Origin of the sequence: Pseudomonas sp. ok266 (genome assembly GCF_900110195.1) — a bacterium.
GTDB lineage: Bacteria > Pseudomonadota > Gammaproteobacteria > Pseudomonadales > Pseudomonadaceae > Aquipseudomonas > Aquipseudomonas neuropathica.
On the sequence record NZ_FOCU01000007.1, the window covers coordinates 297,167 to 310,726 of the forward strand.

The 13,560-nt window shown below is 60.1% G+C and carries 7 protein-coding genes; 2 read left to right on the top strand and 5 right to left on the bottom strand.

What is annotated here, in order from left to right; all coding sequences use genetic code 11:
- The first annotated feature begins 12 nt into the window (after nucleotides 1–12).
- On the top strand, nucleotides 13–1,740 hold the full coding sequence (locus BMY54_RS15345; RefSeq protein ID WP_093434169.1) for an autotransporter assembly complex protein TamA: 1,728 nt from the start codon (nucleotides 13–15) through the stop codon (nucleotides 1,738–1,740).
- The gene (locus BMY54_RS15350) at nucleotides 1,737–5,411 is read left to right on the top strand and encodes a translocation/assembly module TamB domain-containing protein (RefSeq protein ID WP_093434172.1); all 3,675 of its coding nucleotides are present in this window, start codon (nucleotides 1,737–1,739) and stop codon (nucleotides 5,409–5,411) included. The genes BMY54_RS15345 and BMY54_RS15350 overlap by 4 nt, the downstream gene beginning before the upstream one ends.
- A 190-nt stretch (nucleotides 5,412–5,601) precedes the next feature.
- Here the strand turns inward: BMY54_RS15350 and BMY54_RS15355 are convergent, their stop codons facing one another.
- From BMY54_RS15355 to BMY54_RS15375, 5 genes are all read right to left on the bottom strand, one after another.
- The gene (locus tag BMY54_RS15355; RefSeq protein WP_093434175.1) at nucleotides 5,602–8,100 is read right to left on the bottom strand and encodes a fimbria/pilus outer membrane usher protein; all 2,499 of its coding nucleotides are present in this window, start codon (nucleotides 8,098–8,100) and stop codon (nucleotides 5,602–5,604) included.
- A gap of 84 nt (nucleotides 8,101–8,184) precedes the next feature.
- Nucleotides 8,185–8,934, bottom strand: coding sequence for a fimbrial biogenesis chaperone (locus tag BMY54_RS15360; protein ID WP_093434178.1), 750 nt, complete (start codon nucleotides 8,932–8,934; stop codon nucleotides 8,185–8,187).
- A gap of 72 nt (nucleotides 8,935–9,006) precedes the next feature.
- Nucleotides 9,007–9,600 (bottom strand): fimbrial protein, encoded by a 594-nt coding sequence (locus tag BMY54_RS15365; RefSeq protein WP_093434181.1) that lies wholly within the window; start codon nucleotides 9,598–9,600, stop codon nucleotides 9,007–9,009.
- Nucleotides 9,601–9,710: 110 nt separating this feature from the next.
- The gene (locus tag BMY54_RS15370) at nucleotides 9,711–10,358 is read right to left on the bottom strand and encodes a response regulator (protein WP_093434184.1); all 648 of its coding nucleotides are present in this window, start codon (nucleotides 10,356–10,358) and stop codon (nucleotides 9,711–9,713) included.
- 22 nt (nucleotides 10,359–10,380) lie between these two features.
- Complete coding sequence (locus BMY54_RS15375) at nucleotides 10,381–13,548, bottom strand: hybrid sensor histidine kinase/response regulator (RefSeq protein WP_093434187.1); 3,168 nt, start codon at nucleotides 13,546–13,548, stop codon at nucleotides 10,381–10,383.
- Nucleotides 13,549–13,560 lie beyond the last annotated feature (12 nt).

Below are 13,560 nucleotides of genomic sequence, written 5' to 3' on the forward strand. Positions count from 1 at the left end.
GCATCAGCGCCTATGAAGTTTCCAGGAAGATTTACCAGTGGCGTGCTCTTGCTGTTATCCAGCTGTGCGGCACTGGCGCAAAGTGAATTGGATGTGCGGATCAAACCGTCCAACGATGAACTCAAGGCCAATATAGAAGGCTATATCGGCAGTCTCGGCGACCGTGACGAAGAAGCCCTGCAGCGCTTCAGTCGCGGTGCCGAAGAGCAGGCGCGCAAAGCGGCTCAGGCGTTGGGCTACTACCAGCCGCAGATCGAAAGTGACGTCAAGGGCGGCGAAAAACCGCGCCTGGTGTTGAACATCGATCCCGGCGAGCCGATTCATCTGCGCAACGTCACCATTCGTGTCGACGGCCCGGCTGCCTCCCTCAAATCCTTTCGTGTACCGAAAAGCGACGCGCTCAAGTCCGGCGCGGTGCTCAACCATGGGCGTTATGAAGACGCCAAAAGACTTATTCAGAATCAGGCCTCGCGCTTCGGTTTTTTCAGTGGCCATTTCACCCGTCAAAAACTCATGGTCGACCCGCGTGCCGGGGTGGCTGACATCGAACTGATCTACGACAGCGGCCCGCGTTATGCGCTGGGCAAAGTCAAATTCGAAGGTGACACGCCGTTCGACGAAGACCTGCTGCAACGCATGGTGCCGTTCAAGGAAGGCGAGCCTTACGATTCCGAGCTGATCGCAGAGCTGAACCGTGATTTGCAATCGAGCGGTTATTTCGAAGGCATACGCGTCGATGCCGCACCGACCGCCGCGAAGAACGATGTGATCCCGGTCGACGTCAAACTCGACACGCGCAAGCCACGGACCATGGGCCTGGGCCTTGGTTATTCGACCGACGTCGGCCCGCGCATCAAAGCCAACTGGACGCGCCATTGGGTCAACCCGCAGGGCGACAGCTACGGCTGGGAAGCCGAACTCTCGGCACCTCGGCAAAACGTCGGGCTGTTCTACGACATCCCGCTCGACCCGCCACTGACCGACAAACTGCGTTGGGCCGGCGGCTATCAATTCGAAGACATCGACGGCTCCGACACCCTGAGCAAACTGCTGACCTTCGGCCCGGAATGGCACAGCAAATTACCGAGCGGCTGGCAGCGGGTGATCTCGCTGAAATGGCAGCGTGAAGAATATGAACTCGGCGATGACTCCGGCCTGAGTACCTTGCTGATGCCCGGCATCAGTTACTCGTACCTGAAAAGCGACAACCGCATCGACCCGCACAACGGCTATCGCCTGAGCTTCGAAAGCAAAGTGGCGAAGGAAGGCCTCGGTTCGGACAACAACCTTTTATATGGCACCGCGCTGGTCAAAGGCCTGACCACGGTGTTCGACAAACATCGCTTCCTTGGTCGCGTGCAGGTCGGTGGCAGCGCCACCAACGGCTACAACTCGGTGCCGCCGTCGCTGCGCTTCTTTGCCGGCGGCGATCAGAGTGTGCGCGGCTATGACTATCAGAGCCTGTCCCCGGAAAACTCCAAGGGTGATCGCATCGGTGGCCGCTACATGGTCGCCGGCAGCGTCGAGTATCAATACTCGATCGCCGAAAAATGGCGTGTGGCGACCTTCGTCGACCAAGGCAACTCCTTCAATAAACTCGAACTGCCGAACCTCAAGACCGGGGTCGGCATTGGTGTGCGCTGGGTCTCGCCGGTGGGGCCGATCCGCCTCGACCTGGCCCACGCACTCGACGACGATGGCGGCATCCGGCTGCACTTTTCCATGGGGCCTGAGCTGTGAAGCGTGGTTTGAAAATTACGGCGCTGGCGTTGTTGGCGCTGGTGTTGTTGATTGTATTGAGTGTCACCGCCGTACTCGGCACGGCGGCCGGCAGCCGCTGGGTGCTGGGGCTCGTGCCGGGGCTGAAGGTGGAGAATTTCCAGGGTCGCCTCGGCTGGCAATGGAGTGCCGATCATCTGCTGTGGCAGCAGGACAGCAGCCGCGTCGAGCTGAACAAGGCAATCTTCGCCTGGTCGCCGCTGTGCCTGACGCGCATGACCCTGTGCATCGAACAGCTCAAGGCTGATCAGGTCATCCTGCAATTTCCACCGAGCGAAGAAACCACCGAAAGCGGCCCGATCAAACTGCCGGATCTGCAATTGCCGGTGGCCATCGAGCTGGGCGACGTGCAGGTCGGCAGCCTGTTGTTCAACGGCAGCGAACAGCTCAAGGGTTTGCAACTGGCAGCGCACTGGACTGCCCAGGGCATGCAGATTGAAAGCGTGAAATTGCAGCGCGACGACCTCAGCCTGAACCTGGCCGGCACACTCACGCCGACCGGCAACTGGCCGTTGAACATCAGCGGTGACCTGACATTGCCGTCGCCGGGCACGGGGCCGTGGACGCTGGCGTTGAAGATCGACGGTGACCTGTTGAAAACCCTCAACCTGCATGCCGACAGCCGGGGTTACCTCGACGGCCAGTTGAGTGGTGAATTGCAACCGCTGGCGGAGAACCTGCCGGCCAAAGTGCGCATCACCGCCGAGGCGTTTAAGCCAAGCGCCGATCTGCCCGACACGCTGCAACTCAATCAACTGCTGCTGACTGGTGAAGGTGACCTGAAAAACGGTTACCAGCTCAACGGCAACGCGACGCTGCCCGCCGATAAAGGCCCGGTGGCGCTGCTGCTTCAAGGCAAAGTCGACGCCAGTGGCGCGCAGATTGCCGGCCTCGACCTGACGGCCAACGACAAGCAAAGCCTGAAACTCACCGGCAGTGTTGACTGGAGCAAAGGCCTCAGCGCCCAAGCCAACATCAACTGGCAGGACTTTCCGTGGCATCGGCTCTACAACGAAATCGACGAACCTGAGGTCGCTTTGCGCACCTTCACGGGCGAAGTCTCCTACACCGATGGTCAGTACCTCGGCAACTTCGCCGCCGCACTGGATGGCCCGGCGGGCGCGTTTACCCTGAGCAGTCCGTTCAGCGGCAGCCTTAAACAGATCGCTTTGCCGCAATTGAAAATGCAAGCCGGACAGGGCAAGGCTGAAGGGCACGTCAATGTGCAGTTCGCCGATGGCATCGCCTGGGACACCGCGCTGGAGCTGTCGGCGCTGAATCCGGCGTACTGGGTCGCCGAGTTGCCGGGCACCTTGGCCGGGCCGCTGAAAAGCCAAGGCGAAATGAAGAACGAGCGCCTGAGCCTCACCGCCGACCTCGACTTGAAAGGCAAACTGCGCGGGCAACCGGCGATCCTCCAGGCCAAGGCTGATGGCGCTGGCGAACAGTGGAACCTCAATGCCCTGCAAATTCGCCTCGGCGACAACAGCATCAGCGGCAAGGGCAGTCTGCAACAGAAACTCACCGGGCAGATCGACATCAAGCTGTCGCGTCTGGCTCAGCTTTGGCCGCAACTGCGCGGTCAGGTCAACGGTCAGGTCAATGTCGCCGGCACGCTGCAAGCGCCGCAGGGCAAACTCGATCTGCAAGGTTCGCAATTGGCCTTCCAGGACAATCGCCTGCAAAGCCTCAACCTCGACGCCACCCTCGACAGTGCGCAGCGGGCAAAGATCGATCTGAAAGGCAGCGGCATTCAGGCCGGCGACACTAACTTGGGCGTTTTGACCGCCAGCGCTCAAGGCGATATCAAAAAGCAGAAACTCGACCTCGATCTGATCGGGCCGAAGCTGAAACTGGCCCTTGGTCTGGATGGCAATCTGGACAAGGGCAACTGGCGTGGTCGTCTGGCCAGTGGCGATATTCAGGCCGGTAGCCAGGACTGGAAACTGCAAAGCCCGGCCAAGCTCGAACGTCTGGCAGACGGCAAAATCAACTTTGGCGCGCATTGCTGGATGTCCGGCGATGCCAGCCTGTGCGGTGAAGATCAACGGCTGATGCCGGAGCCGAAACTGCGCTACCACCTCAAGCAATTCCCGATCGAAAGCCTCGCGCAATGGCTGCCAAAAGATTTCGCCTGGAAGGGTAAGCTCAACGCCGATCTGCAATTGGATCTGCCAGCCAGCGGCCCGAACGGTGTGGTCAGCATTGACGCCAGCGGCGGCACCTTGCGCATGAAGGAAAAGGATCAGTGGCTGGACTTCCCGTACCAGACCCTGAAGCTCACCAGCAAACTCACGCCCAAGCGCGTCGATACCGAACTCAACTTCGTCGGCGGTAAACTCGGCGAGTTGCTGGTGCAGGCGCAGCTCAACCCGTTGCCGAAAAACAAACCGTTGAGCGGCTCGTTCCGCCTCTCCGGGCTGGATCTTTCGGTGGCGCGGCCGTTTGTGCCGATGGTTGAAAAACTCACCGGCCGCCTGAATGGCAGCGGCACGATTTCCGGTGGATTGCTCGCGCCGCTGGTCAACGGCACAGTACAACTGAGCGATGGTGAAGTGTCCGGCGCCGAGTTGCCGATGGAACTGCAGAACCTGCAACTCACCGCTGTGATTGCCGGCGAATCGGTACGCCTCGACGGCGGCTGGAAAAGCGGCAAGAGCGGGCAGGGCAGTCTGAACGGTAACGTCGCCTGGGGTCAGGCGTTGGTGGTCGATCTGGCGCTCAAAGGCACGCAATTGCCGGTTACGGTCGAGCCGTACGCCAAGCTGGAAGTCGCGCCGGATCTGAAGATTTCCATGGCCGGCGATGAGTTGGCGATTGCCGGTAAGGTGCAGGTTCCGCGAGGCGAAATCACCGTGCGCGAATTGCCGCCATCCACGGTGAAAGTCTCCGATGACACGATCATCGTCGGCGCGCAGACCGAAGAGGGCAAACCGCCGATGGCGATGAAAATGGACATTGACGTGGTGGTCGGCGAAGACAAACTGGCCTTCGCCGGTTTCGGCCTGACCGCCAACGTGAAAGGCCATGTGCACATCGGCGACAACATGGACACCCGTGGCGAACTGTGGCTCAACGACGGCCGCTACAGTGCCTACGGCCAGCGCCTGCAAGTGCGGCGGGCGCGTCTGTTGTTCGCCGGCCCCCTCGATCAACCGTATCTGGACATCGAAGCGATCCGCCAGACCGACGACGTGATCGCCGGTATTCGCCTGAGCGGCAGTGCCGAGCAGCCGACTACGCAGATCTTCTCCGAGCCGGCGATGAGCCAGGAGCAGGCGTTGTCCTATCTGGTCTTGGGTCGCCCGCTGAGCACCAACGGCGAAGACAACAACATGCTCGCGCAAGCGGCGTTGGGTCTGGGCTTGATGGGCAGCTCGGGGGTCACCAGCAGCCTGGCCAAGGATCTGGGCATTCAGGACTTTCAGCTCGACACGGCGGGCAGCGGCGATGCCACCAGTGTGGTGGCCAGCGGCAATATTACCGAGAAGCTCAGTTTGCGTTATGGCGTGGGCGTGTTTGAACCGGCCAACACCATTGCGCTGCGCTACAAGCTGAGCAAGAAGGTGTATGTCGAGGCGGCCAGTGGCGTGGCGAGTTCGCTGGATATTTTCTACAAGCGCGATTTCTAGATCGCGCTTTCTCCTGAACCGAGCCGCTTCAATCGCGAGCAGGCTCACCCCTACATTTGGAATGCGTTCCCCTGTAGGAGTGAGCCTGCTCGCGATGGCGTTTTTTCAGTCGATATCAATGGTGCGGCTGATGGCCTTATCGCGAGCAGGCTCACTCCTACACTGATCTGTGGTGGGCAAGGATTTTTTCTTACGGCAAATTAACTGGGGACGGGCGGCACACCAGCGAGGCCCGTTCATAGTTCAACGCCTTGTCACGTTCAGGTAACGCATACGGTGCCTCACAGCGCTGGCCCTGCCAGTTGATGGTCAGCGTGCCGGCGTCGTCCTCGACCAGCGCCAGCGCCTTGCCGCTCGGGTCGGAGATTGCCAGTTGCTTGCCCGCGCCATCTTCGAGCGAAGCACCGAAGGGAATCGGCTTGTGCTGCGCATCGAACAAGGCGAATTGCACCCGCCGCCCAGTCTTGCTCGCATAGCGCGCCAGCACCACCGCACCACGGCGCGGCACCACTTGCCGGGTCGCATTGTCGATCTCGATATCGGCGCCCAGATCGCGGGTGTCGAGGTTGATCCAGTTGACCCGATAGGGCTGCGCATTGGGCACCACGGCATAGCCATTACGCCCGGTTTTCGCTCCGGAAAAACTGCCGATTTTCACCCCGGAAACGCCTTCGACCTGCGCCAGCGCAAATGTCTCACCCACGGTTTGCCCGAGGTTGATCCCGCCGCCGTGGCCGACGATCGAGCCGGCCAGATTGAGATTCTGCGAATTGTATCCACGGCCCTGACTGTAACCGGCGCTGATGTCCATCACCGATGTTCGCGTGCTGATATTGGCCGAACCGCTGCTGCCACCGGTGCTGCTGTTACCGCCTTGCACCGAGTAATAAGTGTCGCTATCTTCCGTCAGGTAACCGTTGATTCCGACCTGAGCACTATCGGTGGCTTTCTGGGTGCTCGCGGAAACAAACGCTCGCGGCGCACGGGGTTTCGAGCCCAGCGGGAACGACAATGACAGATTGACCAGGGTGTCGTTGTTCGCCGGCCCATAGTTGCCGACGTCCTTGGTGTAGGTCGCGCCGAGGTTGTAGCTGACATCGCCCCAGTAATTGCTGTAACCCGCCGACAGGCTTTGCGATCCGCCGCGTCCCCAATAACGCTGGTCACTGGCGTTGAGGTAAACGCTGCCATATTGCTGGTTAGTCCCCAGGCTCTGGTTGATGGTCAGGTCGGTGCGGGTTTTCGAGTTACCCGTGCGTTTTTCGCCCTCGTGGCTCAGTTCCTCGACGTGGTCGGTGAGGGTGCGATAACCCTCGGTCGAATAGCGATAGGCGGCGAGGGTGAAGCTGGTGTCGGTGCCGGTAAATGTCTTGGCGTACAGCGCGCGCAAACTGTTGCCTTTGACCATTTGGCCAAAGGTGCGGCTGGCGGAATGCGTCACGTCGAGCGATACGGCACCAATCGGCGTATTACGCCCCGCGCCCACGGACAACGCCTGGAAATCCTCGGTCGCTTGCACGCCGACGATGCCGGACAAGTTGCTGCTGATGCCATAGGCCAGTGTGCTGCTGACGAACTGCGGCGATTGCTGATCATCGCTGTTGCTGTTGTAGCGGCCGGCCGAGACGCTGTACTTCAACTGCCCCTGGCGCACCATGATCGGCAGGCTGGAAAACGCCTGCACCGTCACCCGACGCTGACCGTCGGCTTCGATAATCGTCACCTCCAAATCGCCGTTGGAACCGCTCGGATAAATATCGCTGATCTCGAACGGGCCCGGTGGCACGTTGGCGCTGTAGAGCATGTAGTTGTTCTGACGAATTTCCACCGTGGCGCTGGACTGGGCAATCCCGCGAATCACTGGCGCATAGCCGCGCTCGCTGTCGGCGCGCATGCCGTCATCGGAGGCCAGTTTCAAGCCGCGATAGCGCACGCTGTCGAACAGGTCGGCGTCGGAGAAAATATCCCCGGCACTGAACTGGCCTTTCAACGCGGTCAGGTCATGTTGCAGATAGCTGCGGTTGCTTTTGAAGGTGCTCGGCTGGCCCGTGCTGCTGTTGAAGTTGGACTCGTTGCGCAAGCGCCAGCCACCCAGGTTGATGCCGTTGCGCAAGCCGACGTTATTGGAAAGCGTGTCGGCGGTCTGCGTGCTGTTACGGCTGCTGCTCAGCTGATAGTTGATAAACGCCGCAGGCACGCCTTCGTCCCACAGCGCCGGGTCGACATAACCCCGTCGACCGCGTTCCATGGCGCTTTGCGGTACGCTCACCAACAGGCGCAGGCGCGGCACGTCGTAACGCACGCTGGCATGCTCGATCAATGCCGGCAGGTCAAGGCAGGCGTTCGGATCGTTGGCGTCGAGCTTGCCGCTCGCTTGCAGTTTGGCGATATCGACGCCCAATTGCTGGACCATCTCCAGGGTCAGGCAGGCCTGGATCTTGCCGTTGCCGGGGTGACGGCGGAAGTCGATGTCGCGACGACCGACCAGCGTGTCGTTGCTGTAGAGGTCAACCCGGTAGTTGCCGGGCAGCACGCTGTTGCTGGCGAGCAGCGATTGCACATCGACAGTCGACGCGGCACCTTGCAGAAACGACGTATTGAACTGTTCATCGCCGTCAGCCTGGCACGCGGAGCTGATCGCCGAGGCGATCATCAACGATGCCAGGCCGTCGCGTTTGAGTAAAAACATGCAGGAACCCTATATCACCTCCGATACGAACTAACGGAGCGAAGAGAAATACAGTGAAAGTGTGCGATCAGAGCGATTCGCGAGTTATGGATATTCGTTCTTTGGGCGAGCGCGGGTTTCGGCGCTGTTGGAAAGTTGCGCTGTAAAACGATCTTGTGCGCCGTAGTCATTAATGCTGCTGAACAACAAACTTGTTGCATTAGTCGAGTGAAGTTGTTTAAGCGCGAACTCTTTGTGTTCGCCAGGCGCGATCATCAGCGAATCAAACGGATGCTCGCTCAGTGCACCGGATTGCAGGGTGATATCGGCAATCGACACGTGATACAGGCCGGGGTTGTTCACCACCAGCACGCTTTTGCCGGCGCGCTCGGCCAGGCGCCAGGTCAACTCACCGGGTGCAAGGTAGGCGTTGTTTTTCAGGCCCGCGGGGCGGAAGAACACCTTGATGCGCTGACGTACGGCGAGCTGCAAGGTGTTCTGGGTCTTCGCGGTCTGGGGGATTTCCTGCACGTTCAACCAGACCACCGATTCGCGGTCGGTCGGCATGCCGGTGCCTTCGTAGATGACCCGCAGTATTTGCTGTTCGTCGCCGCTGACGCGCACTAACGGCGGTGTGACCGCAAATGGCACGGAAGCGGATTCGCTGGCGTCGGTGTCGATCCACGACTGGACCAGGACATCTGCACCGCTGTTACGCACGGTGATGCCGGCTTCCTTGTGCTGGCCGTCGAAGACCAGGCGGGTGCTGCTCAGGGAAATGCCGGCCGTGGCCTGAGTGGCCACGAACAGGCCCAGCAGGCCTGCACAAAAGGACAGTGAGTGACGATAAAACATGATGGTTACCGCGCAAGTGATTGAAAGCGCGGGGCCGGGCGGCCCCGCACTGGGCTCGAGTATTCGCGCGGGTTATTCGTATTGCAGGGTGAACGGCAGGGTGGCGTCGCCGCGACCGGCAACGACAGTTGCGACGTCAGCAGTGGTGACGTAGGCGGCCGAGAATTTCAGCGTGGTGTTGCTGTCTTGCAGGGTGTTTTCGATCTTCGCGGTGGATGGCGAGCTCAGGTCGATCAACGCGCCATTGGAGTCGAGCAAGGCGATACCGATGTTCTTCGCAGCGCCCAGGCCGTCGATCAGCTTCAGCACTTTGGTCCCGGCAACGATGCCCGAGCCTGCGCCCTTGGTCGGTTCGAAGAGCATCGCAACCTTGGTGCCAGCGTTGCAGTTGATCTTCATGTCGAAGTTTTCGACGCTCAAGGTGCCGTTGCCTTTAGGTGCGGTGGCGGTGCCCATGTCCTTGATCGACACTTCACCCATGGCGACCGAAATGGTCTTGTCCTTGCCGGCGCTTTCAACCGAACAGGCGTCGTTGTTGATGGTGCCGGTGAAGTTGATGGTGCCGCTGCCCGCCTTGGTTGGTGTAACCGGTGGGTCGGCTGCCAGGACATTGCCGGCCGCAGCGAAGATCGAAAGGGCGAGAAGTGTTTGGGACAACTTTTTCATGTTGCTTTTTCCATTGGTGGGGTTAAAGCAACACAATAAAACTCGTTTTACCGATGGAACATCAGACGATTCCTAGATGTGCGGAAGTTGCCGCAAAGTGTCCGGTTTTATCAGCTGAACAAGTTGCGTTCTATGCAATAAGTCAATAGTTCCTGATCACTGCTGACTTCAAGTTTGCGCATTGCCGATATTTTTTGCGTACTGATGGTTTTAGCACTTCTGTTCAAGTGACGGGCAATGTCGTTGACGCCTTGGCCCTGAACGAACAAACGCAGGATTTCATGTTCCTTGGGCGACAACCGGGAAAACCGTTCATCCAGATCAGCGCCGTCGTTCACTACGGATGTCGGCGCGTGTGCCTGCCAGCGCACCGGGTTGCCTTTGGCGATGGCTTTGAGTGCGGTCTCGATTTCGTCGTGCAACTGGTTTTTCTGAATGACTGCCAGCACACCCAGTTCCTGCAGGCGCGTCAGGATCAATGGATTGGAAATCATCGTCAGTACCAGCACCCGAACCTTGGGAAAGTGCCTTATCAGGTACTCCACCAGTTTCAGGCCGTCACCATAGGTCGAATCGGCAGGCATGTTGAAGTCGGTGATCAACAGATCTACAGGCTTGGTCTCCAGCAGCTTGATCAGCTCATCGGAGCCAACGGCTTCGCCCACCACGCGAAAGCGTTGGTCACGCTCGACCAGTTCCCGCACCCCCAGCAGCACGATGGGATGATCATCGGCAATGACAACGTTGAAGGTTTCCATGAGTGATTTATCCAGAGTGAAGTTATTCGAGGGAGTCGAGCAGATCTTGCAGCCGCGTCAGATTTTGTCGCACCGCCACGGCCAGAGCGGGCGTCACGGCCATGCCGGTCAAGCGACATTCCAGCTCGACAAACGCGCTGGCCAAGGCATTGATCTGCACCGCACCCAGCGCTCCCGCCATGCTGTGCAGTTGCTGCGCCACGCTGTTAGCGTCGGCCGCATCCAGTGCTGCCAAGGTGGTCTGAATATCCTGGCGCAGGGTGGTGACAAACAACTCGCGCATTTTCGCTGAAAGCGCCGGTGGGGCACCGATAGCCGGCGCCAGGGCGATTTTGCAATGCTGTTCCAGTTGCGCGCGCAACGTCGCGAGGTTCAGCGGCTTGACCATCCATGCGTTCATGCCGACGGCGGCGCAACGTTCGCCTTCTTCGCGCAGGGCGTTGGCGGTGACGCCGATGATCGGCAGCGTCGCATCCTGTTGGCGTACGGCCTCGGCCAGCCGGTAGCCATTCATGACGGGCATATTGACGTCGGTCAGCAGCAGATCGAAACGACCGGGCGCCCACTGTGCCAAGGCCTGTTCGCCATTCGCGGCGACGACCACCGCGCAGCCCAGTGCTTCCAGTTGTTCCTTGATGATTGCCGCGTTGATCCCGTTGTCTTCGGCCACCAGCACTTGCAGATTCAACGGGCGGGTCTTTGCCTGCAACGAGGCGGGGCGCTGCGCATTGGTGCCGTGTTGTGCCAGATAAATCGCCCAGGCAATTGCGCGCACATCGTCGGCGTCGACCGCCCAGTCGGCGCCATTCAGTTGCGACGGGTTTGGCCCGCCCGCTACGGCGACGATCCGTGGCCCGTTCCAGCGCGGGGCATTGTCGAGGGGCAAGAGGTCCACCAGCAGCGCCGCCGATGGCGGCATCTCGGTTGTCACCGAGCGGCAATCCAGGCCAAAACGATTGAGCCAGGCGATGAGGTGCAGCGCCAGTTCGTTAACGGGTGCACGAACATAAACGGCGGGGCTGCCGGCCTCGAACGCGGGGCAGTCGGCCAATGCGCCCGGCACGTTCTCCAGCGCGAGTTGCAGGGTAAAACTGCTGCCCAGCCCCGGTTCGCTGACCACGCTCAACTGGCCGTGCATCAACTCGCACAGCCATTTGCAAATGGCCAGGCCCAGACCCGCACCAGCCTGGCTGTCGGCATCGTTGACCTGATAGAAGGGGTCGAACAATTGCTGTTGCTGCGCGGGGGAAATCCCCACCCCCGAATCGCTGACCTGCCACTGAACTTGGGCGTTGCCGGCGGCGTTTTGCAGCACGCGTACGCGCAGGACCACGCGGCCGTTGTCGGTGAACTTGATCGCGTTGCTCAGCAGGTTGTTGAGGATCTGGCGGATGCGCAACGGGTCACCGCGCAGTCGATCCGGCAAGGTCGAATCGATGCAGGCATACAGTTGCAGGCCTTTGGCGCGGGCGAATGCGCTGTAAGTACGCACAACCTCTTCAGTCAGCTCCAGCGCGCAGAAGTCCTGAAGCTCAAGGGTCATTTGCCCGGCCTCGATCTTCGACACATCCAGCACATCGCTGATCAGCTTGAACAGGCTGGCGGAGGAACGCTGGATGGTGTGCAGATAATCCTGCTGGCGCGGGGCGAGCGGTGTCAGACCGAGCAATTCGAGAGTGCCCAGCACGCCGTAGAGCGGGGTACGAATTTCATGGCTCATGGTGGCCAGGAAGCGGCTCTTGGCCTGGTTGGCCGAGTCGGCGGCCTGACGGGCTTCTTCCAGGGCGGCGGCGTCTTCGATATGCCGGGTCACGTCATGCAACGCACACAACCAGGCATCCTGGCCTTGATAGCGCGTCGAGACGAAAGCCAGATGCAGATGCCGCCCGTCGATCTCCAGATCGGCATGGCCGGACTCGCTGTGTGACTTGAGCAGGCTCATCAAACGGCTGCTGTCGTGCCATTGCTGGGCGCGCTGGTTTTCCAGGAGCACGTGGTGATCGCTGCGGCGAATCACACAGAGGCCGGTCGGTGCGGTGTCGATCACCGCACGGCTGAAGGCCTCGCTTTCGGCGATGCTCGCGTGCGCACTTTGCGCGGGGATGATCACGCGTGCGGTGTACCAGCGATTGATGGCCCGACCGCAACCAAGCAACGCCAGCACCACCGCCACGAGGCACAGCAATGGCCACAGCGCATAGCTGAGAAAACTGCGCAGGCTGATGACGTAGATCGCTGTCCAGTGTTGCGCGCCGGGGCTGCTCAGTTTGAACACCAGGCCGTCGCGGTCGACATTTATTCCATCATCCAGTACCTGGGTGGACCTCGGTGCGCCGGTCAAAACCACGCCGGCCGGGGTGATCAAGGTGAAGTCATCGTAAATCGACCACTCCATCAAGCGCTCGATGTTGTTCACCTGAGACAGTTTCAGCAACGTGCCGAGCACCACCCAGGAATCGGCGCCCTCAATGGCCAGCGTAGGCTGCAGCAGATTGATCCTGACGTAGGCCAGCAGCGTCGGTGTTGCCTCGCTGTCCTGAGTAGACGGGTAGGGCACCCAATGCACTTGATGATCAGCGACTGATAACGGCTGCTCGCGTGCATGCTGGTTCACCTGGCTCATCACTTGAGCAAACGCGCCGATCTGCATCGGGCCGGCACCGCGCAAGCGCCCGGCGGAGGGCACGGCCACGTCGAAGTTGTCGGGGCCATTGAGCAGGATCACTTGCGGCGACTGATAGTGCGATGCCGCCCAGAACGCGCTGTAGTAGGCGGCCAGATAACTGCCCAGTGCGAAAACCTTGGGGTATTGGTCGGCGGCGATTCTGTTCGGATCGATCTTTACACTGAACGGCAGTGAAAACGGCAAGCCGCGACCTTCATAGATATTCGGGCCTTCATCGGGCAGCAGCTTTTGCGAATAGGTGGGCAACACCACCAAAGGGAAATATTGACCCTTGGCACTGGCCTGGGAGATATCGCGCAGGAACACTTCCTGCTCATGGATATTTTCCATCAACCGGGCGAAGTGAAACTGCAGGGTATCGCGCTGCTCTTCGAGCATGCGCTGCACGCCCAGATAGCTGATGCCCAGCAGCAGCAACACCAGTGCGCCGAGTAGCAGCAGACTTTTGTTCAAGCGCAGCGAACTGCTGGCCAGTTTGTCCAGAAATGCATTGGTATGCGGCATTACAGCGCCTGA

What these genes read in the sequence shown, in the direction of transcription:
- BMY54_RS15345 (WP_093434169.1), top strand. Translation starts at nt 13, where the DNA reads ATGAAGTTTCCAGGAAGATTTACCAGTGGCGTGCTCTTGCTGTTATCC.
- BMY54_RS15355 (WP_093434175.1), bottom strand. Translation starts at nt 8,100, where the DNA reads ATGTTTTTACTCAAACGCGACGGCCTGGCATCGTTGATGATCGCCTCG.
- BMY54_RS15360 (WP_093434178.1), bottom strand. Translation starts at nt 8,934, where the DNA reads ATGTTTTATCGTCACTCACTGTCCTTTTGTGCAGGCCTGCTGGGCCTG.
- BMY54_RS15365 (WP_093434181.1), bottom strand. Translation starts at nt 9,600, where the DNA reads ATGAAAAAGTTGTCCCAAACACTTCTCGCCCTTTCGATCTTCGCTGCG.
- BMY54_RS15370 (WP_093434184.1), bottom strand. Translation starts at nt 10,358, where the DNA reads ATGGAAACCTTCAACGTTGTCATTGCCGATGATCATCCCATCGTGCTG.
- BMY54_RS15375 (WP_093434187.1), bottom strand. Translation starts at nt 13,548, where the DNA reads ATGCCGCATACCAATGCATTTCTGGACAAACTGGCCAGCAGTTCGCTG.